This window comes from Humiphilus diazotrophicus (genome assembly GCF_059726315.1).
The window spans coordinates 3,798,470-3,823,129 of sequence record NZ_AP040870.1 but is presented as its reverse complement, the minus strand read 5'-3'; the positions used below and the strand labels follow the sequence as shown (position 1 = coordinate 3,823,129).

Here is a 24,660-nt window from a genome sequence, read left to right as displayed (position 1 = left end):
CATAGTTGTAAATCATTCTTTCAGTTGCGAACTCAATGTATGGTATCGAAATGAGCTTGATCAATTTGCCAACTGCCAGAGCCGTTCTTGTATATGGCACTTTATGTGCCATGTTGCCTTTGTGCCTGCCCATGGCGGCACAATCCGACAAAGACAAGCCAGCCGCAACGGAAAAGACCGATAAACCTGCCGATAAGTCGACTGCCTTACCACCCCTGCCGGCCGATGTACATACACAACAGAGTATTCAGCTCGATGGGAAACAACTGCGTTATACCGTGACCGTTGGAACTTTGCCGGTACGCGACAAGGAAGGCAAAGAGGCCGGACGAGTTGTCTTTACTGCCTACACAGTTGAGGGAAATAATCGTCCCGTTACCTTCGCGCTCAATGGAGGACCTGGAGCTTCTTCGGTCTATCTGAACCTGGGAGCGATTGGTCCAAAGCATTTAAAAGTTGGCAACGAGGGAGACAGCCCCTCCGATCCGGCGACACTCACAGATAATCCCTCCACCTGGCTCGATTTTACCGATCTGGTCTTTATCGACCCCGTGGGCACTGGTTTCAGCCGCGCTACGGTTCCGGAAGCAGAGGCTAAGAAGCTTTTCTATAGCACTGTTCCCGATATCGAATACCTCTCGCGCGTGATCTATGACTGGCTACTCAAGAATGACCGGCTCGCCTCCAGGAAGTATCTGGTTGGCGAGAGTTATGGCGGTTTTCGCGGACCACGAATCACACATTATCTCCAGTCACAACTTGGCGTAGCACTGAACGGAGTTGTCCTGGTCTCGCCGTACCTGAATCCCACCATCGGAGACAACGGAGACCTCTCCCCCATCCCATGGATGGTGACTTTACCTTCCATCGCCGCGGCACATCTGGAGCGGGAAAACAAGCTCACCCCACAGGCGATGTCCGAAGTCATCTCCTACACACTGGGAGAATATGCAACGGACATATTCAAAGGCAGGCGCGATTCGGAAGCCACACAGCGAATTGTCAAACGGGTAACAGAGATGACCGGCCTTGAGCCGGAGTTTGTAAAGCGCTCCGGCGGACGCCTGGAGACTGGTGCCTATCTACGAGAGGTCTTTCGCTCGCAAGGAAAGATAGGATCGGTCTACGACTCCAATGTAACCGGATTCGATCCTTTTCCCTATTCTCCCGATCAGCGCTCAAACGATCCGATCCTTGAAGGCATCGTTGCACCTACCACCACCGCCATGGTCAATTTCATGACAAGCACGTTAGGCTGGAAGGTAGATGCCCGATACAGCGCGCTCTCATACGAAGTCAACCGTCTTTGGGACAGAGACGATGCACTTCGTCAAGGCTCTGTCGAAGACTTGCGTCAGGCAGTAGCAGCCGATCCAAAGTTGCGTGTTCTCATTGTTCACGGCTGGAACGATCTCTCTTGCCCCTTTATGGGATCGATCCTTACGGTGGATCAGATGCCAATCATGGGTGACGCTTCCCGGGTGTCTGTAAAAGAATACCCAGGTGGTCACATGTTCTATACGCGCCAGTCAAGTGGATTAGATCTGCGAAAAGACGTAATGGAGATGTATAGCCGTCACTGACACGTCAATATCGGTAGTCGGACAGGGCGCTGCAATTAAGCAACCTCCGATTACCGGTAGATCACCCACTCAGCAGGGTCTATCAGGCCAGATGGCAAAAGTGGTTCAGGCTTAATCGTTATGTTGGTCTTGGTGATCTTGGGGGTTATGCCTTCAAGATCACCGATCAACCGGTTATGCCATAAGTTGCTGACAGAGATAACCAGCTTGTTTTCTCCTCTCTGAAGTCCGCCATTTACGCAAGTTTCATATGGTTCGGCCCAGATCGTAGGAAGCTTCTTTTCGTTCAGTCTGACTTCGGCAATCTCCCTCACGCTGCCAAAGCGCAAGCATGCTTTCTCTCCAGGATACAGTTCTGGCGCTTGCACGACAGCCGAATAGGTCGCAGTTCCAGAGAAATATTTCATACGGGGTTGTTCCCAGCTGCTCCAACTAGTCAGAGTCTCGACGGGGACCACGGCGGCTGGAATTCCCTTCTCTTCGGGAAAATGTACCTGCCACTTACCGGAGAGTTTCACCTGCTCTCTCCGCACCTGTTGTTGTTCTTTTGCAGCTGTAAATGTGGCATTTGGAGCAAAGGTAACAATGAGTGAACCGTGTGCTGGTATCGACAGCTTTAGCTCAGTTCTTCCAACAGACTGATGTCTTGTATCGGCTGCTTTATTGATTTCCCCTGTAACCGCATCCCAAAGATCAACCTCACCTTCTGCACGGAAGCTGGCCGAGAACTGAACTGGAACATTATTTGCATTACGCAGAAAGTAAATCTCACTTTTGCCTATTCTACGGTGAATGTAGTCGATACCTTCCGTGCTGGAAGCATTGAGACGAGTCTTGATATCGGTGCTCGATATCGCAAGATCGGGAGCGATACCAAGTACCTTGAGTGCATCCTGACCCTTTTGCGAGCACACCACAGTTCCTTTGCCAAAAGGATGAGAAGTTCCTGGAATGCAGCTTTGCCAGATTTCTTCTACGAGTGCATCAAACTGCATAGTCTCGTCATTTGTAGCGACTCCTGTAACCGATGTAGGCGGGAGAGAAGCTACCGTTCCTCCAGCCTCCAGATAACGCTTCACAAGCTTCAAAACTGAGAGAGAGACACGTTGTGTCTTCGGTAGTACAAGGACCTTCCAGCGAGCCCCTCCTGGGCCTGCTAGCTCTCGGCCTTCGATACGAATTGTACGAAGCAGCGCATCCTGATTGGTAACGTCGTAGTCATAGCCTGGCAGGACGCCTGCCGGATCGTCTTTCTTTAGGCGCACAAAGTTGGGAACGTGGTCCCCGTAATAATAGAGAACATCGTTTACCGGTATACCGTTTTGCATTACATACTGAACGCGATTGAGATAGTCAAAGAAAGCGCCACCGGCATTCCACCAAGTCACCTTAGGATTCAGATAGGTACCTGCAAAGTATTCCTGCCCGGGAATCCCTGCCGAGGTCGGGCTTGAGGTAAAGGTATGCCATACAAGCCGGTTCATCCCTTCGGTAATGGCCATATCAAAGGCAGGCTTTAGATCTGTTGCAAGCGACTCCGACCAATGCGGTCCCATCGAGGTCTCTCCCTCTTGAGCGACAAAGCGCTGGCCGTAAATGTTGGCGGCACTGGCAGCTTCTTTGGTGAAGAAGCGCTCGTTATCAAGAATGCGATGAGTATTGGGAGCCCAGAATTCTGTTTGCGGGACGGCGGAATAGCGAAAGGTTTCGAGTGCGTCGATCGGTGCTCCATGTGGACCACCGCTTTCCGCCTGTAGGCCAAGACCATGTTGCTTTGCCTTCTCGGCAAGAACATCGTAATGTTCCGTCTCCAAAAGATCGGCAACTGTTCTTCTCAAGTCGGTAAGAAATCGAGTGCTGCTCTCACGATCCTGCAAAATACGCCCGGCAACGACGGGTAGATAGCGAACAGGATCATAACCACGTAACGCTGTGAAGCGAGTACGGAAATCGTCGGTCCAGTTGGTGCCCTGCAATTCCCAGCTATCTGTTGCAAGATACTTCAAACAACGATAGGGCTTTGCTTCCTGAAGTAGGGGCTCAACGACTCGATCCCAATAAGACTCGAGGGCCTTACGGTTCATATGATCGATAGCTAATCCCTGCCATTCTCCACTCGAGGTGGAAACGACTGCGCCGGAGTCTGTATAGCCGACACGGAGAATCTCCCACTCTCCTTGCGGCAGATCGAGGTGTATCTCGCCATTCGCTTGCAGAGAGGAAGTTACATCCCTGACCTCCGAAAGCAGAGAATCGGCAAAGCCAGGATCCGAGGCGAATTGGGTTTTCACTCCCGAATCCAGCATGGCGGAGGAATCCGGCATGCTGAAGCCCGTTTCTAGAGCGGAGGAACGAAACATCAGAGTTAACTGCCCTTTTTGCTCCGGACGACTTAAGAGAATGAATTGATCTCCTTGTTTGTCATCAGGCTGCTCGGCCAATTGCTTTCCGTGGTGTAGAGGATAGGCGAGTACCGCGATATCGCGATAGAAGCCATTCTTTGAACGCGGTTGTTCGAGAACCAGGGAGATTTTCCCTCCGGCGTGAATAGTCCGGCTGTAGGTAAATATCTTGGAAGCCTCTTCGGGCTTAACGAAGGGACCACCCAGATTCCAGCCACTATTAATGTTGAGGGTAATCTCCAGGCCAAGGCGATCGGCTACCAGCAGCGCATGTTTGTATAGTTCTATCCAGGCAGGTGAGGCAAAGGTTGGGCCGGCCTGTACTTGAGTATTTCCTTCCTGTCCGGAGCCATCACCGTCGACAAGCAAGGCACCGCCAAACCCCTTCGCCTTCATCTCTTCCAAATCATGCGTAATAGTTTCTTTATCGGTATGTCCGTTGAGCCACCACCAGTAACAGCGCAGTTTTGCCTGCGGCGGGGGATTCTTAAATCCAGCTCGGAGCTCGGAAAGGGTCGGTGTTATAACCCTGGCCTGACAATGCGCATAATGTACCGGACTCAAAAGGAACAGCTGTAAAAGAAGGGGGAGACTAAGAGCAGAGGAACGAATGCGCATGTTTCTTCCTAATCTAGAGGCCTGCCGGTAGGTCTATAGATAAAATTTCAATAAAGAACAAAGGATACAAGAAGAGCCCGTAAATGTAACCTGCATCCTACAAGGCCATTACGGGCTCTTCGGTTGATTAGAAGTTAATACGCGCGGTTAACTGGCCATAACGCGGATCGTTTGCCTGCGTATAATACGGAACTCCGCTTACCTTGGTAACAGGTACTGAGCCAAAGGTGGACGAACCTATCGAGGTATTGGGAGTGCCAAAATTCGGCGTGTTGAATACGTTAAAGAACTCGCCACGGATTTCGAAGCTGGTTCCTTCTCTTAGCTGAAACCGCTTAAACATCGAGAGGTCTACAAGAGGATGTATCCTCTGGCGAACATTGATGTATTTGCTGTTGTGCTGCGTTGTATATGCCAATCTCTGCCGGTAGGCCGGGGTTGATGATAACGAATCGCAGGCCGGAGCAGATGCTGTCGAAAGGACATTCACACCGCTAGTGTTCTGATAACAGGTATTGATGTAGCGACCATAAGTCGGGTCCTTCTGACTTGGATCACCAATAATGTCGACATTATCTGGTGCACTGATTAGATTGCCATTCTGGGCGCGCATGACTCCGTTTAATTGCCATCCGCCCAGGATGAGACGCTGATAATAAGCATGCTTACCAAAACTCGGCAATTGAAGTGAGCCAAAGATATTGGCAGCAATGGTTGCATTGGGGTCCTGGACCGAGGCCAGCTTCGTATCGAACTCGTTGAGGAAGCTGTTATGCAGCATGGTCTTTGACCAGGTGAAGTTTCCCTGCAAAGAGAAGTGATTTTTCATCGGCCGTTGTATCTGAATCTGCAACGAGTTGTACGGAGCACTTCCAATGGAAGAGTACTTCTCATTTACTTTTCCGAACTCGGGATAGGGCCTCAGGAGAAGGTTTCTGGCAATCGTTGCTCCGTTCAGCGATGTTGTCGTGGTAAATTTCCCCGCCATGGGATTGGCTACAGCAGAGTTCAGATAAGTCACCTCTGCAGATCCCTGATCGTAGTACTGCTTCGGCAGGTAATTGATATTGTGATCCACTTCCAGGCGCGTAGGACGAGTACCGACATACGCAAACTGGACAACAAAGTTGCCTGGAATCTGCTGCTGCACACTAAGGGAGTACTGGGTGCTCTTTGGCATAACATGATTCTGGTCGGCAAAATCGATGTCCTGCCCAAGAGCCGTGGACAAGCCTAGTGAACTTCCCGATGGCAATTGCACTCCGCTCGGGAAAGGATTTGTAAGCGAGTAGAGCGGAGCACTGGTGTTGTAGTTGTTGTAGCTGGTGGTCTGAGTAAAGCCAGTGCCAATGGGCGATTCCAGAGTGTTGAAGTAGATCACTCCAAATCCGGCATGGACCACTGTTTTGGGTGTTGCCTGGTAGGCAAAACCAATTCTGGGCTGCCAGTTATTCAAATCGCGAGGATAGGGGAAACGATTTTTGTCGCTTGTGAATAGCAGTCCTCCGTTTAGAGTCAAACCTGCAACAGACGCTTGCATTGGATTCTGGCAGTTAGTGCAGAAGCCGGTAACCATCTTGTTATAGCGTTCGGTAAAAGGCGACTCATAATCCCAGCGAACACCCAGGTTCAACGTAAGTTTGGGACTGAAACGCCAGTCGTCCTGAACAAAGGGTGCCATGTAGATCTGTTGAAGCGCATAGGCTGCCTGAATTTTGTAGCTCGTCGATGAGTGGTATCCAAGCAGCAAGGATGCGATGGGATCGCCGGAGCTTGCATCGGCTCCAATGTTTGTGTTGACTGAGTTCTTTTGCGTAAAGCGGCGATCGAACTTCAGATCTCCAAAACCGCTCTGCGGATTCTGAACGGCATACCGGATCAGGTTTGCTTCAAATCCAAAACGAACAGTGTGGTTGGCCCAGGTTTTCGTCAGAATTTCCGAGAGAGAAGCCGTTACATTCGAACTGACTTGTCCGCCCGCACCTGCTGCCAAGCTCGCATAAGAATCGCTATTCGATACCCCGGGGAACGAGAGATATGGATAGCTATTGTTGGTCATATTAATGCTACTCAAATCAAAGTTTGAGTTACCTGGATAGCGAAGGCCAAATGGGTGATAGAGGATACCAAAGCGTGAATCGAGCACCATGCTTGACGAGAACTGATGCACATCGTCAATGCTGCCTCCACGGTTATTGCGATAGACGTTATAACCGTAGCCTCCAGGCCCTATTCCCTTAGGAAATCCCTGCATCGGATAGTTCTGTGTCAGGCCGGAACGGAAGAAGATCGCGCTCAGCCGGTTGTTCGCTCCGATTGCATGATCGACGCGGAAGATGAAGGAAGGATAAGTACTCGGATAGGAAGTCTGCGTCGAGATATAGTTGCTCCCCGTAAGGGAGGCCCCTGAGACATTCGGCTCCGGAAGATACTTAATGAGTGCGGCACCTGTCGGGTTGATCGCTGAGGCGATATTGTTGTTTGGATAGTAGACAGTGCGATTGTTGTTCGCATCAAGCGGCGAGTTCGGATTGTAAAGCTGAATACCGGAAGTACAGAAACCCTGCGCATTAAAGGTATTGCAGAGCGCCGAGAAATCGCCGGCTCTTTCAGCCGTGGTTGGAACACGGGAAGAGTAATTGATTGCGGTATGGGAAGCATAGCGCTCGAAAGACGCCATGAAGAAGGTCTTGTCGCGACCGTTATAGATTTTCGGTACATAGACGGGGCCGCTCAAGACAAATCCGGTTTGGCTCAGCTGATCATTGTTCCTGGGAGTCCGGGCTGACGCAATCTTCGAGTCCTGATTCGGAACTTTCTCTGAGGTATTGGCATTGAGATAGGTATTTTGGAAGGCGTAATACACGGCACCATGAAGGTGGTTCGTTCCGTTACGGACAACGGTATTGGTGATGGTTCCATTGCCATGCCCAATCTGGGCATCATAGATGGAAGTCTGAACCTTGACCTCCTCGACCGCTTCCGGTGAGGGGACAAAGCCCGTATAGCTTGCGCCGGAAAGACGCTCTGCCGGATCGTCCGGAATACCGTTTAGAAGAAGTCTGTTATGGCCTCCGTTACCTTCTGAGGTGATCTGCACGGCAACACCGCTGAACGGGTTGGTGAATTGGCTGGATTTGCCCTGGAAGTAGCCGCCTGATCCGGTATTGATGACTCCGGCTGCCAGCGTGGCCATCACGAAGGGATTGCGCCCCATATTCGGGAGGTCAGTCACCTCTTTGGCGCTAAGCGTCGTTGCAATGTTGGCCGAACCCGTGTCGAGGAGCGGGTTGTCTGCCGAAACGACGACACTCTCGGTGGCTCCTCCAATACGAAGAGAAAAGTCGATTGTCTGGGTCGCACCGGCTGTGATCACGACATTGGTATGCGTATCGGTTCCGAACTTGTCGGCGCTTGCCGTAACGGTATAGGTACCGGGATTGAGAGCCGGGAAGCTATAGGCTCCGGCAGAATTCGTCTTGCTGATGCTCTTGAAGTGAGTGGACAGCTCTTCGACGGTAACGGTTGCGTCCGGAATCAGAGCACCGCTTCCATCCGATACCGCACCCTGAATGGAACCAAGGAAGCGCTGGGCATGGCCTGAGACGCAGCAAAGCGCAAATGTGAATTGAATGAGGAAAAGTGTGACTAGCCACCTTTTCCTTGATGTATACGAGTTCATCATGCCTCCGTAAAAAGACTCCAGAGGAGTCGCTGGAAAACGCCCAATGGTCATGGTTGGGAGAAGAGGAGGACAAGTGAATTTACCGGAAGGTAACCTTGAGTCCTAGCGGTTAAGAGTGATGATTAGCTGTTTAATATCAATGATTTGCAATTGGTTCGCCTAGCGGCGTTTTTCGAGGTTAAGAGGGGCGCTTTTCCCACTTTTGGAAGAAGTTTTGAAATTCCAACTCGCTGCTCGATGATGCTAGACTTCCCAACAGGCTAAGCTCGAACAGTAAATGATTTCAAAGGTGGACAATATGGAGTCCTCTCTTCCATCGCCGGTAGAGGTACCGAGCGCGGAAGAATGCCTTGCGCTTATCGAAAGAGTGGCTGCGAGTTCGCACTTCAGTAAATCGACTCGTCTGCGCGACTTTTTGCGATATGTGGGGCGCGAATCATTGAAGTCCGGAACAATTGAAATTCACGAGCAGGAAATTGGCATCAAGGTCTTTGGACGCCCCAAGACCTACGACAGAAGCCAGGACAATATTGTTCGCGTAAATGCGACCGAACTGCGGAAGCGAATAGAAGCTTACTTCGCATTGGAAGGTGCGGACGAAGCATTAGTGTTTTCTATTCCACGCGGAAGCTATCGTGTTTTGTTCCAGCGGCGGCTAAAAGTTGGTACTCCTGAAGTAGAGCCGGAACAACGTACCTATTCCGAGCCACCGGCGATGACCTTGCAGGAAAGTGTTCCTGCAGCAGCATCGCCACAAAAGAACCGGCTATTGGTGTTTTTCTGGGCCGTAACCGGCTTGTCTGTCCTCCTGATGATCACCTGCCTGGTTCTGTTAAACCAGAACAGCCGTCTGCGCAAAGCTGGCAATGTCAACACATTGATAAACCGCCCCACCGTCGCCGCATTCTGGTCAGCCGTAGGTGGCACCTCGCGAGAAATCGACATCGTTCTGCCCGACGCCTCTGTCAGCTTGGCAGAGGAGATGACGGGCAAGCGTATAAGCCTGAGTCAGTACCTGGACCGCAACTTTATCGCTCCCTTTGAAAGTCCGAATATGAACCAGGATCGGATCAGTGATCTCCATACCGTGTTTACGCACAATTTGGTGACACTCGGGGATTTTCATGCGGCCCAGCAGATTCTCAATCTTCCGCCGATTAATCCCACAACCCGATTGCTGCTGGCAAGGTTCTTTGAAGCCGAATCCGTTAAGCGGAATAGCGTAGTCCTGCTGGGAGGGAAGAAGGCCAATCCCTGGGTCGGGCTCTTCGATGAGAAGCTGAACTTTAGTCTGGACTACGACAGCGCACATAATCAGGTCTATGTTGCCAATCGCCATCCGAAGGATGAAGAAGAGCCCATCTATAAGGCGGTTATGGACAAGAATGCTCTAGTGGGCTACAGCGTGGTCGATTTTCTGCCCACCCCGAGCAATACGGGAAGCGTCATCATCCTCGCTGGGACAGATTCCGATGCCACAAGCGCAGCGGCTGAGTTCTTGACATCGGAGGATGGACTACAGGGCCTGCTGAAAAAGCTGCATACATCGACCTTTCCTCATTTCGAAGTCCTATTGAAGACATCACGCTTAAATGGCACATCCTTTAACGCCGAGATCGTAACCTATCGGGTGTATTCCAGCTAAGGCAGCTGAAGAACCTTCTCTATCCTGGGCTGGAAACAAAGCTATTCCCAACAGGTTCGCTGAACAGTTCACAGCATAGCTCCGGACCACGCTTCATACTCATCTCTATCGACAGCCCACGTCCAATTTTTCCGTGATACTTCCTGAAATTGGCAGATGTCCAGATCCATCCATAATCGCTAACACACACGTTCCATCGGAATTGTAAGAAGCTGTGCCAGCTTATTCAGTTTTGCTGCCAGATTTCCCACCCCGATGGCGCAGTGATGTGCAGGCCCCTGTGCATTCCATGCTTCCACGAAGGCACGAGCCCCAATGGAAAAATGGTAATGACTGTTGGTGTTGCCTATACGCAGTACCTCGCCGGGAACACTCGCTCCCTCCGCCACCACCAGCTTGAAACCGTGCCTAGCATCTTCCACGACGGAGAGTAAAGTCACCGGACCATGCTTCACACTCATCTCTACTGATAATCCACGTCCAATTTTTCCGTGATACTCCCGAAGCGGGCGCATCTTGGTTTTGCTCTCTGCGATCGCCAGATGCCCCGGTCCATCATGCCCCATGAGCACGTGATCCAGTACCAGATCCAAGGCATAAAATTCAGAGAACGATCCTCCTGCCCCCAGAGAATCCATTATCTTCATCGCGAGTACATTCTTAACCTCGTACTCACCCGCCACTGGAATGCCACGGGCGGTCAACAAGGACGCACCAGGAATGATCGAACTGATTGTATTTTCATTCTGCGGTACGCCAACCCCCATTGCGTAATAGGCAAGCGACTGCAGCTCGTGAGTGGTGATGAAACGATCCAGAGCAACCGACGTACAGGCTGCTTGTGTCAATTCCTCCTGCCCGCAATCTTGCTGTATATCAAAGTGATTTTGGAAGTCTTCCACCCGCCAGGTAATTTCCTGTTCCGTTACACCTGCGCACAACCCACTAAGCTCGTCTATCTCGAGATGCTCAATGTGACTGCCAAAGGTAATGGAAACTTGGGTGAGATCGGTCATGATATCGAGCATGCCGCTGTAATAGTGTCCCAGTAATCCCAGTCGATTATCGGCAAGTACCTTCTTGACACGAGCAGCAGAGACCCAATCCTCGATTTCTGCCCATGTCGCTTCTTCCCCAAGCACTCCCGTTACCTGATGAAAGGGCAACCCGGCGCGCGAAAACAGATTTGCAAGTTCAGGCACTGAGCAGGCCGAACAATAGGCCAACCATTCACCAGTCATCGCTGTTCGATCAGGCAATCGGTTAAATCTCACGTAATCGATTGCTGCCTCTGGTTGTAGGTTAAGCACGAGTACGGGCACCTTCGCGCGTTGTAGCATCGGCAGCACAGTGCTGGAGAGCGCATAGGTCGTTACGTAGACGAGCAGCAGATCTACACCAGCAATTCGGCAAACCTCCCCAGCCTTCCGGCCACGCTGTGCCGTGTCTACCATACCCAGTTCCACGACATGCGTTCCGGTCTTTTTTAGACGCTCCGCTACTTGGCGGACATAACTCTCCAGCCGTGAGCGTAGTCCTTCGAACTGAGACCAATAGGCCTCCAGCCCGATACCGCATAAGCCTACGTGCAATCCACTATCTGCCATTGACTTCCCTTTTGAGATATCTTCGTAAGCCAACATCAATCGAGATGGAACACTTCGGTCAACGGAGCGAGACTGTCATCTACACTGCCATTTTGTACTTCTTCAAAGTATGTCGCCATTTCATGCTGCCATCGAGTGTTAACCGGATGCTCTTTCATCATGTTTTGGGCTTGCTCAAAGTCAGAAGTTTCAAAGTAGCCTACCAGTAAGCCATCCTGTCTCAAGAAGAGAGAATAGTTATTCCATCCCGATGCTTGAAGTGCACTCAGCATCTCCGGCCATACTTGCGAATGCTGTTGTTTATACTCTTCTATTTTTTCGGTACGAACTCTTAATACGAAACAGATACGTTTATGTTTTTCCATGGCCTCTATATTGATTACCTATTCTGTAATAACCGCGACTTCGTTCGGTTCTAATTCAATGGAATTGCCAGTGACGGTCTTTATCGTCGGAGGATGATCTTCGGTTGACGGAGCAACATATTCGACATGAACGGCTTTAAAGTCAGCCGGAAGCTTGAGCGTTGCACTTTTCAGGCGTTTGTTTATAACGAGGACGCTCCTGCCTCGAGCAGTCTCGAAAGCCTGTACGGTCAGGTCGTCATCTACCTCTTTGGTTTCCACTAGACGAGCCCCGGGCCCGAAGTGGTTCTTCAAGAGCTTGAGAACCCAAAAGCGTGCATTGGGGCTAGCACTAACGTAGTTGATCATCGAGACGCTCGGATACTGTGTCGGATATCCAACGAGTTGGGATTCTCCAATAACCTCGATACCCATCCTGGTCAGCTGAACATAAAGGTCCGCATATAGCGATGCCGCGAGGTTCCAGTACTCCTTAGCAATTGGCGCATCATCACCAAGCTGGTTGTCCGTCGGCAGGATAACTCCTAGCTCGTCGAGATCGGTTTTAGTTGAAGGAGAAAGGCGCTTACGAATCTCCTCCACGTAGCGCACTGTGTTGAGAAATCCTTGTTCCTGGTTGAAGAATGTGTACTGCCATGTCTCCGGTGTCTCACTTTTGCGCGGACTCGCATAGAAGTGATAGCTGATGAAATCTAGCGGTGCCCCGCCGGAATGATGTGCCGGATTCAGGAAGTATTCGAACAGCTCAGGATGATGACTCGGATCGGCAAGGGCGAGAGCAATAAACTTTATGTTAGGATCCACCTTCCGCATTGCTGTCGAAACGACATCGTAGAATCTGGTGTATTGTTCTGGACTCCAATGGTGTTCGGCGTCGATCTCGTTGAGTAACTCCCAATATGCAATTTTGTAGTGATGTCCTGAGTCGTGCCATTTGCCAAGCTCATCTTGGAAACCTCCCTTTGTATACCAGCTGAGCAAACGCGCAAAGTAGTCGCCGAACTCTTTCATTGTGGGATCACGCGGTTCTGTTCCCTGGGTGTAAACCCAATAGACCTGATTCGGATCGTCGGGATAAGTAACGGGCTTTTCCGTCTTGAACATCCATGCCGGAAGAGTACTGAAGTTAAGGATGACCGAATGCCCTTCTGTGGCCTTCATGAAATCCTCCATCATGGGATCGATATGAGAGTAATCCCACGACGTCTTGCCGTCTTTTGGTGGCTCTAATTCCGGAACAGCCATTCGTGGATATGGCAGCCATGGCACATAGCGAACATATTCTGCTCCAAGTTCGCGCAATGCCTGAAAGGAAGAATCATGCATATTTGAACCGGCGAGCAGTTTAGGATTGACGACGACCTGGAGCGTGGGAGTAGATTTTGAAACGGTCACAATCTTATCCCAATGGATCTCTGGTGCTCTCGCATCAGTCTGTGCCTTAGCCGGAACCCACAACAATACGGACACCAGCAGAGATAGAAATCCGATCTTCCAGCCCTTCAGCATAAGATCCTCCATGTCACGAAACAATGCATCGAAGACTTCCTCTCTAAATACCTAGAGTCAATCAGAATATGTAATAGAAAGTGATACTAATTTCAACTGAACTAAAAAGTAAACTGGCCACCCAGTTGAATTACCCTGGCTGAGTTTGGCCGAGTACTGGTAATCAATCCGAAGTTGCCGTTTCCAGCTACGCCAGGATTGTAGGTGGTGTTGGCACAACAAAACTGCGTGTGATTAAAGGCGTTGAATGCTTCGAAGCGCAGTTGGAATTGGGCGCGGTCATAGAGCTGAATAGCCTTGAAGAGACTCATATCCCAGTTCTGGTACCCCGGCTGCTGAATGGAGTTGCGACCCGCGCTTCCCGGAACATGCGTTGCCGGCGCTGCAAAGGCACTTGGGCTGAACCATTGCAAACGTGTCCTGCCAGCCTTTGGATTACCAACCCGATCCGGACGAGACTGACTGAAGCTTCCGATATTCAGATAATCGTTGGACATACCCGGGGTGCTGTATTGGCCTGAGGAGAATACCGTGATTCCATTCAGCTGCCATCCACCGATAATCGCGTTGACCACAGGCGGAGCGGATCCGAAGAGATGCTGATTCCTTCCAAAGGGCAGCTGATAGATATAGCTCAGCACAAAACGATGTGGGACGTGATAATCCGAGACGCCCCGGTCGTATCTGAAAAAGTCTCGGGACAAAGAGGAGAAGTCATCCGTTGTTCCAATATCAATGCTCTTGGAATAGGTATAAGCAGCAAGGAAAGAAGCACCTCCTCTAAATCGTTTCTCGAATTTTGCTGCGAGACCGTTATAGTTGGATCTTCCATAATTTGAGCTCACCAGGATGAATCCATATTGGGGAAATCGGATTCGTTGAGAGAGAGGTATAGTTCCGGTCGGATCGAATGAACCGGCATTTGCATTGTATCTCTGTGCCGACTTCTGACCACTTCCCCCCGCATACTCCAACTCAACCAGGTAGTCTCCTCCAAATTCGTGCTGAACCGAAAAGCCCCACTGGTTTACATAGGGCGTACGGCTGTTTCTGTAAAGAGTAAAGATATTGGCATTATGCGGAGGAAATGTGTTGCTGGTCCCGGCAAATGGATTCATGATCGACGCCGGTGTTATAGGGCTCGGATTGTTACTCATCGACGTATAGAACGGACTTCCGGCAATATCAAACTGCAATTCGTTAAAGTTGTCGGTTGAGTAGTACGTACCGATACCGCCGTGAACTACCGTATTGTTCAGCAACCCCGGTCGCCATGCAAAACCAACCCTCGGTGCCCAGTTATTACTGTCTGAATCCACGATCGACCGGTCGATATCTTTCCCAGCATAGAGAAATTGTCCCGAGGGAATATCGAAGTAGATGCTGTGATTCCGGGATTCCATTGGAGTCCGGGCAAACTCGTAACGGAGTCCCAAATTCAGAGTGAGGGATGGAGAAACCTTCCAGTTATTCTGCGAATACACTGCATAGTAATTTGTGTGCAATAACTGGGTGGAATCTCCACTCGCCGCTGTTACAGAAAAGGGCTCGCCAAGAAGAAAGTCAGCCAGTCCAAAGCCACCGTTGTTGGCTCCCGAAGCTAGGCGCGCCGAATATCCCTGACTGAAGGAGAACGACGGATTCGATCCGAAGTCGGTGATCTGCTTGAACTTTTCATGAATGAACTGACCACCGGCAAGCATGGTCAGCTTACCGCGTGTAACGCTTGCATTATCTGAGAACTGAAGGTTCCTATCGTCAGCTCCAATCGTCTCCGCCACCGAGCCGATTCCGCCGATCCCTGAGATGCCAATACTGGGAACTCCATGAGTTGCTGGATTTGGATTGGCGTAAGGCAGTCCGAAAAGCGAGGCAGCATAATTCGGACCATATGCTGCCTCCGACTGGGTGAAGGTATTCGAGTCGTTCAAACCAAAACGAAATTCATTGAACAGATTCGGAGTAAAGACATGGACCCATGTTGCAGTCCAGAGCCGGTCGCCCAATGGTGTATTCAGACCGCCAAGAGGATGGGCGGATGGCTTGTGCAGATTGTCGTTCGAGTCTGACCATGTCCCATAAATGGCATCTGCTTTGGTCAACTGATGATCTATTCGGGTGTTGTATTGATTGATCGTCTGCGTGTTTCGGGGCGCTACTGAGTAATTCACAGACGGAAAACTCGTGGCATTGGACGGTACGCTCACATTCGGAGTTGGAATGAACTTTCCTTCGATAGCAGCTTTTGCGAAGGAGCTTATTTGTCCCGCTGGAATGATATTTCCAACGAAGGGAGTATTCGTGAGCGGATTGATAATGTCAATGCATTTAGCGGATGAGGGATTCGTCTGGCAAAATGCCGAGGAAGTTGGAAAAACACCTGTTCCGGCACTGTCGTCGGCTAAGTTGCCTTGAAGTTGCGCTGTCGAGGGATATACCTCACTGGCAGTTGTTCCCTGGATAAGCCTGAATCCTTCAAAATTAAACATGAAGAATGTCTTGTCCTTGCCGTGATAGAGGTGCGGCACCAGGACGGGACCACTGAAGGTCGAACCGAAATTGTTCTGGTTGAGAGCGGGTGACTTGATGTGATTCCGCTTCGCGAAATAATCGACCGCGGAATAATAGACATTGCGATTAAGTTCAAAGAGCACCATGTGGAAGGGATTGGCACCTGCTAACAGGCTGGTATTAACAACTGAGGCGCTATGGCCAAAATCCGCGCCGAAAAAGGTTCGTTGCACTCGAAACTCCTGAATAGCGTCGACGGATGGTCGTATGCCTGTGTTGCCGAAGCGGGAATTCCGTGTCTCGATTCCGTTTACAAGATAGCTTGTATCGCTTTCACGCAGGCCAACAAACGACACTGTGGTGTCCGTACGCCCTGTCCAGGTGGTGGAGGGTGAGGTGCCCTGTCCGACTGGAGCAGAACCGGTCGATAACTGGGTAAGTTGAACAAAGTTTCTCCCATTTAGAGGGAGTTCCTTTATGGATTTTTCGGTGATCGCTTGTCCTACTGCTGCACTCTCAGAGTTAAGCAGCGTTTCGCCAGCTGCAGACACATTCACGACAATACCTACGGAGCCAACCTGCATAGTTACAGTTAGAGCGGATCTCTGACCGATCACGACAGAAATATTAGTTAGCTGCACAGCTTGGAATCCCGGCGCATTAACTTGCAGCTTGTATTCGCCAGGTTTGAGATTTCCGTAGACCGCAATCCCGCTACTATTGGATTCCGATTGCTTCTGGATCCCGGTGTTGACCTGGGTTAATGTCAGCTTGGCTCCGGTGATTGACGCGCCGGAAGGATCGCTTACCGTCACGACCAGATCGCCCGTGACCGACTGCGTCAGTGCAGTATTGCTCAGTATTGCAACTACTATGAGGATTAATAGGGGTTGCCATCGCTTTAGTAACTTAATTTGGAGCAAATTGCGACTCTTAGCAGAGAAGGTTCCATATGCAAGTCGGCAATGCCTCATGCGTTTGGACATGCTGTTCATGAGTACCTCCCACAGATTCCATGGAACAACGGGTAATTTCGGGGAAACCCGCCGGAATGTTGGAAAGCCTAGCTACCCAATGGCTGTGATTGTTGGAGATTCTCGAAAAACAGATAATTTCGGAGAGCGAAATTTTCCAAGCAAACTACTTATGAGCCGACCCACCTCTAGAAAGTATTTGCATAGCCAGACAGTTGCATCGAGCTACGAAATCGATTCATCAGCCTTATTTCCAATCAGCAAGTGTTTAACCATTTCTCGCTAATGCACCTAGATTCCTTCATTCAACAAGGATGAGATTTGCCTGTTTTCCTTAGGGGAAAGGTCCACGCTAAAAATGCTATTATTTCGTCTGCTGAAATTCTTTTGCGCTGGGGGACCTGTGAGAAAGAACCGGGCTTCGCGAAAAGAAGAGGGAGAAAATCAGCGTAACCCCACATATTCCACGCGATCAGTCGTACGAGCTTGCGAAATCCTAAAATGTTTCAGGCTGCGCAATGAGGAGTTGGGGCTCGATCAGGTGGCTGGTCGCTGCAACCTGAGCAAACCTACCGCATATCGTTTATTAAGAACATTGGTAGAGTGCGGCATGCTGAAGAGCCTGGCAAAGAACTCTTACGCTATAAGCGATGAGCGCTCACTTCAGAGAAAGTATAGGTTTGGGTATGCCTCCCAAACAGAAGAATTCTCTTTTTCGAGGCTTGTTTCCGACAGTATCCGCAGCTGTGCTTATGAAGCGGGTGTCGAGCTCTTGGTTCTCGATAACTGCTACAGCCCAAAGATAGCCGTACGAAATGCAGAGACTTTTGTGCGTGAGCAGGTCGATTTGGTAATCGAATTCCAGACAAATCAACAGTGCTCCTCAATCGTGGCCTCAAGGTTGGCAGAAGCTGGTATTCCGATCATTGCAATCGATATCCCGCATCCGGGGGCAGATTATTACGGGGCCAACAACTATCGAGCAGGTCTGATTGGCGGCCGTGCGCTTGCACAAGCATGCACATATCAGTGGGGAGGTGTGGTCGATGAAGTCATCCTCCTGGAACTGCCTATAGCGGGCCCTCTGCCGCAATCCCGCTTGTTAGGAATGCTCGCCGGTATTCGTGAAGGTCGCATCCAAGTACGCGATCAGAATGTGCATTTTATGGATGGCAACGGCCGCTTCGAAAAGAGCTGGGATGTTTTGAGACGATATCTTCGCAAGAACAGATCCACGAGAATTCTCCTTGGCGCGGTGAACGATCCAAGTTGCCTTGGAGCTTTGCAGGCTTTTGAAGAGGCGGGGCGAGCACAACACTGCATTGCAGTCAGTCAAAACGCCTGTATAGAGGCGCGCCGCGAAATGCGTAGACCTCAGTCACGGCTTGTCGGCTCAGTAGGTTTTTTCCCGGAACGCTATGGAGAGACAGTGATGTCCCTCTCTCTCGACAAGGTACGTGGCAGGCATATACCTCCAGCCACTTTTATCACGCATCAGCTGCTTACCGTCGAGAACATCGATAAGCTCTACCCTAATGACAAACTGATTCCTCAAGGCGATAGCGATTCTCTTCTTTGGAGCCAGCACTGACGCTCAGCTTGAGATACGGTTCTCCAGGATATGGGGGGTGTTTGGACAGGGAATTAAGGGGCAGGTCTTGGGTGAGAAATTTGATTTTGCTGAAGCATAATCTGGCCATTTGGCCAAACTATGCTTCAAGCTTCTGAAGTTGGCTCAGAACTCAGATCCTCATCGGCATGATGATGTAGCGGTACCGGTACTCGTCAGCGCTGTCCTCGGGACGCATTTGCCCGGCAGACTGAGGATCCTTAAACTCCAGCCGTACTTCACCCTCGTTGCCCACGGCCTTGAGGAAATCCAGCATGTAGGCAGAGTTGAATCCGACCACGAGAGGGTCGAAATTGTAGGGTGTCTCGATGGTGTCCTCGGATTCACCGGCATCTGTGGAAGATGAGGAAATCTTGAGTTCATTTTGTTCCATCCGCATCTTGACGGCTCCCGAACGCTCATCGGCAAACTGGGCGACACGCTGAATAGAACCCGCCAGATCCGAACTGCGGACCACGACAAACTTGTTGTTGTCGCGTGGAAGAACCGCCTCATAGTTTGGAAATTGGCCACTCAGCTTGCGGCTGGTCAAGGTACGATGTCCGACCCGGAAGAACAGGGTGTTCTCATCGTCGGCAAATTCGAGGAACTCGTCCTCGCCAGAGGATAGCAAGCTCTGCAGTTCACTCAAAGCCTTGCGGGGGATGAGAGTTTTCTTCTCACCGGTGATATTTCCGAGAGATTCCCCGACCTTTTCGATATAGGCCAGGCGGTGACCGTCGGTCGCAACCATAGCTAGAGACTCGGACTTCAAGATCAGCAACGCGCCATTCAGCGTGTAGCGGGATTCTTCGTTCGAGATGGCAAAGATGGTCTTGGCGATCAGGTTTTTCAGAGAGGCCGTGGGGAGCTTGATGATGCTCAGCGACGGAAACTCTGGAACCTGTGGAAAGTTTGCCCGGGCCATTCCGACCATCTTGGTGTTCGAGCGTCCGCTGCGAATCTGAACCCAGTGGTTCTCCATCAGCTTGATGGAAATTTCCCCATCGGGAAGCAGCTTGATGTAGTCGTACAGCTTGCGGGCCGGGATGGTACAAGATCCCGGTTTCTTTACCCGAGCAGAGCAGCTGGTTGAAATGCTCTGATCCAAGTCGGTTGCCGTGATGTTGAGCGTGTCCTCGCCGGTCTCCAGGAGAAAGTTCGAGAGGATCGGAATCGTCGTCTTGCGTTCGACAACGCTCTGAGTCGCGGTCAGCTCTTTCAACAACTCTTGTCGACTGATGCTGATTTCCATGGCCGTGCCTTGTGATGTTTGTTTTTCTTGCTCTATTCCCAGGCTTGGCATTGCTCGCAGCCCCCTCGGTGGAATGGTTTGCCACACTTTACACCCGCCGCAGGTTCCCCGGTAACGGCAGTGTACTTGGAATTCATTCTATTGATAAATTTGCCCAGCTGTGCTCTGGAAAATTTGCACCGGAAGTGGAAAGCCGGTTTTTGACCTTATTTATGGCTTATTAGGACAGAGGAAGGGCTGTGGATTCCTTGGCCATATTCCCCCTTTTCCTGGTGGATAAGTCTGCGTTTCGCACAGGGCAACTTCCGAAATTCAAGGGTTTGAACGCTGCTTTTGCGGCATTTCGCAAAGCCATCGAGGCAGGTCCCTGCCATTTTCCAAAATCCATCCCAAACGCGATTGCTTGCTGAACCAGCTCCAGCGGCGGCCGAAAAATCAAGGCGTCGTGTTCCGCGAAAGTTGGCTGTGGGAATTCCACTGCTGTTATTCCCAAAAGTTAGATATAAGCCAGTAGCCGTAACCGTTCAGCGTGGAAAAGTGGAAACTCTGTCCTAAACCGCATATTTAGAGGGTTTCGAAGAGGTACAAGTTTTCTAAAACTTGGCAGTGGAAAAGAGGAAATGTGGGAAGAGCGGTTTTTCGGTGGAATTCTGTACCCAGTTCTCCCTATTCCCCACATTCGAATTTGCCTCCTGTGGAGGAAAACTCGGCTATTCACGTGGAAATGTTGTCCCCGATAGCGACGGACAGGGCTTGGCAAATGGCGAGATTTCCACCGATTCCACGAAATCCGAATCTTCCTCAGGTTTTCGGAATCTTGAGGAAAAACTGGCTTTAAATTCAGACTTTCGTCGACGATTTGCGTTTTAGATAGTGCCGAGGTGTACTTGAAGGCTTACTGAGGGATTGCACTTTTCTGCATGGATATCCAGACGCTTTTGATCAGTAACGGCGCGCATCTGCTGCTCTACTTTTTTGCCTTGCTTCTCATAACCGCCTTTACTCCCCGGGCGGGAATGAAGTGGTTTGCAGCTTCGTATGGGTTTTTAGCTGTTGGGGACATCCTGGTGGCTGGGAGAGGTCACGTCTCCCCGTTTTTGTCGATTGTTGTTGGTAACTTATTCATTCTTATAGCATTTGTGTTGCAGCATAAGGGCTCTTTGGACTTCATGAGTGAAGGGAGAAAGTATTTCTCCTGGGTGCTGGGTTCTCTGCTGTTGGCTGCCGCTTGCTTGTCGTACTACACGTATGGGCATCCGAGTACGGGTGCACGAATTATTGTGCTTTCTCTGGCTGCCGCCGTGATAACCTCCTTCACTTCCGCTGTTTTGTTTCCGGGATCGAAGGGAGTGCCGTCCAGGCGTGCTATTGCCCTGATCATGGCCGCTTACAGCGCCTTGAACGTCGTGCGCGCGATTGTTACGTTTTGCATGGGCACTCCGGATGACTTCTTGAAAGAGGACAAATTTCAGGCATTTTGCATTCTCGTTGGCGGATTGCTGTTTTGTGCCGTGCTACTCGGGTTCACCTGGATGATGAATGCCCGCTTGCAGAAGGATCTTGAGTATGCGGCGAACATGGATTCCTTGACGGGTGTCATGAATCGACGCGCAATCGAGTCGATCATGAAGAAAGAGATCTTGCAGAGCTATCGTCGTGGCGAAAAGCTGAGCCTGCTCTTACTGGATGTCGATAATTTCAAGTCGATCAATGACAGCTGGGGTCACGAAGCAGGGGACGAGGTTCTGAAGGGTGTGGCTGCCGGTATCGTCACCGGCCTTCGCGTGACGGATCATGTCGCTCGCTGGGGTGGAGAGGAGTTTTGCTGCCTGCTGCCTTCTACTCACCTGGAGCAGGGGGCCGATATAGCCGAGCGGCTAAGGGAGGCTCTGGCGGGCGTTGTATTTGATTTGGGAGGCAATCAGAGAATCCATCTGACCGTGAGTATTGGGGTTTCGGAGCTACAATCCGGCGATACCGGTTTTACGTTGGTTCGCCGGGCCGACAACGCCCTCTATCGGGCAAAGCGGTCCGGACGGGACCGCGTTTGCCTTGGAGGTTTGAGGGTTTCCGACGACGTCGATGTTGCCCTGGATCTGGCCTGATGCGTTGCCAATTGGAGATGCATCAAACCCCGATCAGCGATTTTTCGACCAACGTTCCTCATGACGATCGTCGCGGAAGAGCAGTGATCTGACCTGTCCGTTGGAATCCTTCTCGAAGATGAGCCGCGTTATCGATCCCGAGGGATAGAAGAACGTCGTAGAGTTTTCCGGCAGCAGTTCGGTCACTTCGCCCTGCGGATTCTTCTGGAAGAGCACATCCCCCTGGCGAAAGATAGTCAACATCAGGACTCCGTTTTCGCGATAGTCGCCAACATAGGCGTCGTAGATCCCCGGATTGATCTTGGCTGGAACCGGATGGACGGGAACGACAATACGCTCGGCGAAGGGCTGTGTCGAAGCCAGATGTTCCAGGTCATGAGCCAGAAACCAACGGGGCAGTTCCTGATTCTGATAGGCGCGATCCCAGCAGTTGTGCCTGACTCCCGTGTAAAGCCACAAGCGTACGTGTCCTCCGGAAGCCTTGAATCGGTCGTACATGATCTCCGATTGTTTCGGCACGACCACAGGGTCATCCAGGCCATGAAACATCCATATGGGAGTACGTCCGATGCGAAAGGTGTATTCGTTTGGAAGCGTCTGTTCCTCCTTCCAGCGGGAAGGAACGTAGGACCAGAAGATCCCCCCGGAAACGGGAGCAATTGCGGCAAAGCGTCCTCGATAGGTTCGCGCCACCTCCCATACTCCGTAGGCGCCCATCGACAACCCTGTCAGATAGGTGCGTTGCGGGTCTCCGTGAAACTCCCGCGAAGATTGGTCTAGAGCCGCCATCGCCATTGCCATCATGTCCGGATCCGTCCAGTGATGATGAAAGGGCACCTGAGGCATCACGATCAGGAAGGGCCAACGTTCAGGATGGTCTCGCACGGCCATAGGAAGCCCTGTCTGCGTTTGCCAGAGGCCCTCCGACCCTCTCTCCCCCATTCCGTGCAGGAAGAGGATTATGGGCCAATTCTGGGTGGGTTTCCATTGCTCCGGCACATAGACTTCGAAGCGATAGGTTGTGCCTTTCAGCTTTACGGTGCGGTTGAGAAAACCCGTATCTTGCGGCGCACTGGGAGGTGGCTCTGTTTTCTTCTTCGCATAGGTAGTGGGAACAAGGAGAAATAGCAACACTATGGTGCTAGCGAGAAAAAAAAAGTTCCTGACAGAGATACGGATCTGCATTAGAGAATGAAAGCATTTTTAGAACGAAGAAAAAAGCCCCATTTCACATAGAGGCGTGGGGCGGAAGGTTCCGTCTCCGAGTCGCACAAAGAGAAAAGGCCTCATTTGACTGAGGCCTCTCCATAGCGGATTTGCGAAGACTTTAGCTATTCAGTGTCTCTTGCAGCTTGTTCAGCATGCGGTTGAGATCCTTATCCGCCCGGCGTTGCTCATCGATCTTGGCGATTGAGTGCATGACCGTGGTGTGGTGCTTCCCACCGAATTGCCGTCCGATTTCGGGCAAAGATGCTTCCGTCATCTGCTTAGCCAGGTACATCGCGATCTGACGGGGCACGACAACAGAACGAGAGTTGTTCTTCTGCTTGATCTCAGAGACGCGCATACCGAACTGTTCTGCTACGGCACGCTGAATCGCTTCAATCGTGATTTTGCGGACCTGGGTATCGATGAACTGCTTCAGGCACTGCTGCGCCGTCGGCAGAGTCACTTCCATACCATTCAGGTTGCACCAGGCGATCAGGCGAACGAGAGCGCCTTCGAGTTCACGAACATTGGTTCTTACATTCGATGCGATGAAGAGTGCGACATCGGTCGGAAGTGTCGCATGCTCGCTTTCTGCCTTCTTTTGCAGAATTGCGACTTTGGTTTCAAGATCCGGCGGCTGAATATCGGCAATCAGGCCCCACTCGAAACGGCTGCGCAAACGGTCTTCAATCTCCGGCAGGTCCTTAGGTGGACGATCGGAGGCGATGACGATCTGCTTCATGTTTTCATGCAGAGCGTTGAATGTGTGAAAGAACTCTTCCTGCGTACGTTCTTTCTGAGCGATGAACTGAATGTCATCTATGAGCAGAAGATCGACAGAGCGGTACTTATCGCGAAAACTGGTGATCTTGTCATAGCGCAACGAGCTGATGAGCTCATTGGTAAAGTTTTCACTCGAAACGTAGCAGATGGAGAAATGCTGTTGCCGCCGCTTCACCTCGTGACCGATGGCATGCATTAGATGGGTTTTACCCATTCCACTGCCGCCATACAGGAACAACGGGTTGTAGGCCTTTGAGGGCCGTTCAGCGACTGCCAGTGCGCCGGCACGGGCAAATTGGTTTCCGTTACCGATGACGAAGGCGTCGAAGGTATAGCGGGGATTGAGCTGGGCAGCCGTGCTCCAGTCAAATTTCGCCTGTTGTGGTGCAGGCGTGGCATTTCTATTTCCTGAATTCCGTTGCGTGTTGACCGAATGATCCGGCTGCGGTGCAAAACCGCCATCCTCTCGAACACGAGGAAGTGTGGGATCTTCTTCCGGAGTAATGAACTCAACCTGATCGAACTCGAGTTCCAACACGTCGAGGGCTTCTTGAATTAGATCTGCATACTTGTCACCGATGTGCTTAAACTCGACCGTGGGTACGCGCACGAAGAGTTTCTTCTCTGTGGCGTGGCTAAAGCGTGTCGGTTTAAACCACGTATCGAATGAGTGCCGTATGACTTTCTTCTCAAGTGCCGCAAGAATGCGTATCCAGGGATTGAGAGCGGCCGTAGCCGTAGGTGCAAAAGACATTCAACTTCCTTGATGCCGTCTAACGCGGTCGTGCCTATTCCTTAAA

Annotated in this window: 13 protein-coding genes; 4 read left to right on the top strand and 9 right to left on the bottom strand. The window is 51.0% G+C overall.

Translation table 11 applies throughout. The features are described 5' to 3' along the window. The first annotated feature begins 65 nt into the window (after positions 1-65). Positions 66-1,583, top strand: coding sequence for a S10 family peptidase (locus tag AC6I7T_RS16365; RefSeq protein WP_497788381.1), 1,518 nt, complete (start codon positions 66-68; stop codon positions 1,581-1,583). Between the two features lie 50 nt (positions 1,584-1,633). Here the strand turns inward: AC6I7T_RS16365 and AC6I7T_RS16360 are convergent, their stop codons facing one another. Continuing rightward, positions 1,634-4,603 (bottom strand): glycosyl hydrolase, encoded by a 2,970-nt coding sequence (locus tag AC6I7T_RS16360; RefSeq protein WP_497788380.1) that lies wholly within the window; start codon positions 4,601-4,603, stop codon positions 1,634-1,636. A 127-nt stretch (positions 4,604-4,730) separates the two neighbouring features. Next, complete coding sequence (locus AC6I7T_RS16355; protein ID WP_497788379.1) at positions 4,731-8,288, bottom strand: outer membrane beta-barrel protein; 3,558 nt, start codon at positions 8,286-8,288, stop codon at positions 4,731-4,733. A gap of 277 nt (positions 8,289-8,565) precedes the next feature. Between AC6I7T_RS16355 and AC6I7T_RS16350 the strand changes: the two genes are divergently transcribed. After that, complete coding sequence (locus tag AC6I7T_RS16350) at positions 8,566-9,933, top strand: hypothetical protein (protein WP_497788378.1); 1,368 nt, start codon at positions 8,566-8,568, stop codon at positions 9,931-9,933. A 179-nt stretch (positions 9,934-10,112) separates the two neighbouring features. Here AC6I7T_RS16350 and AC6I7T_RS16345 read toward each other — a convergent pair whose 3' ends face one another. The 4 genes from AC6I7T_RS16345 to AC6I7T_RS16330 form a co-directional block, all read right to left on the bottom strand. Beyond that, a complete protein-coding gene (locus AC6I7T_RS16345; RefSeq protein ID WP_497788377.1) occupies positions 10,113-11,540 on the bottom strand; it encodes an arabinose isomerase in 1,428 nt (475 codons plus the stop codon). A 35-nt stretch (positions 11,541-11,575) separates the two neighbouring features. Then, complete coding sequence (locus tag AC6I7T_RS16340; RefSeq protein ID WP_497788375.1) at positions 11,576-11,905, bottom strand: L-rhamnose mutarotase; 330 nt, start codon at positions 11,903-11,905, stop codon at positions 11,576-11,578. Positions 11,906-11,923: 18 nt separating this feature from the next. Next, positions 11,924-13,414 (bottom strand): GH39 family glycosyl hydrolase, encoded by a 1,491-nt coding sequence (locus tag AC6I7T_RS16335; protein ID WP_497788373.1) that lies wholly within the window; start codon positions 13,412-13,414, stop codon positions 11,924-11,926. A gap of 101 nt (positions 13,415-13,515) precedes the next feature. Next, complete coding sequence (locus tag AC6I7T_RS16330; RefSeq protein WP_497788371.1) at positions 13,516-16,920, bottom strand: TonB-dependent receptor; 3,405 nt, start codon at positions 16,918-16,920, stop codon at positions 13,516-13,518. Positions 16,921-17,302: 382 nt separating this feature from the next. Between AC6I7T_RS16330 and AC6I7T_RS16325 the strand changes: the two genes are divergently transcribed. Beyond that, positions 17,303-18,490: a sugar ABC transporter substrate-binding protein gene (locus tag AC6I7T_RS16325; protein ID WP_497788370.1), complete on the top strand. Its 1,188-nt coding sequence runs from the start codon at positions 17,303-17,305 to the stop codon at positions 18,488-18,490. Positions 18,491-18,641: 151 nt separating this feature from the next. Here the strand turns inward: AC6I7T_RS16325 and dnaN are convergent, their stop codons facing one another. After that, a complete protein-coding gene (dnaN, locus tag AC6I7T_RS16320; protein ID WP_497788369.1) occupies positions 18,642-19,763 on the bottom strand; it encodes a DNA polymerase III subunit beta in 1,122 nt (373 codons plus the stop codon). A gap of 920 nt (positions 19,764-20,683) precedes the next feature. Between dnaN and AC6I7T_RS16315 the strand changes: the two genes are divergently transcribed. Further along, entirely contained in the window at positions 20,684-21,868 is a 1,185-nt protein-coding gene (locus AC6I7T_RS16315) for a GGDEF domain-containing protein (RefSeq protein ID WP_497788368.1), read from the top strand. A 33-nt stretch (positions 21,869-21,901) separates the two neighbouring features. Here the strand turns inward: AC6I7T_RS16315 and AC6I7T_RS16310 are convergent, their stop codons facing one another. Both AC6I7T_RS16310 and dnaA read right to left on the bottom strand, forming a co-directional pair. After that, positions 21,902-23,002 carry a prolyl oligopeptidase family serine peptidase gene (locus tag AC6I7T_RS16310; RefSeq protein ID WP_497788367.1) on the bottom strand — a complete coding sequence of 367 codons (1,101 nt, stop codon included), beginning with the start codon at positions 23,000-23,002 and terminating at the stop codon, positions 21,902-21,904. Positions 23,003-23,195: 193 nt separating this feature from the next. Then, complete coding sequence (gene dnaA, locus AC6I7T_RS16305; protein WP_497788366.1) at positions 23,196-24,614, bottom strand: chromosomal replication initiator protein DnaA; 1,419 nt, start codon at positions 24,612-24,614, stop codon at positions 23,196-23,198. Between the last annotated feature and the right edge of the window lie 46 nt (positions 24,615-24,660).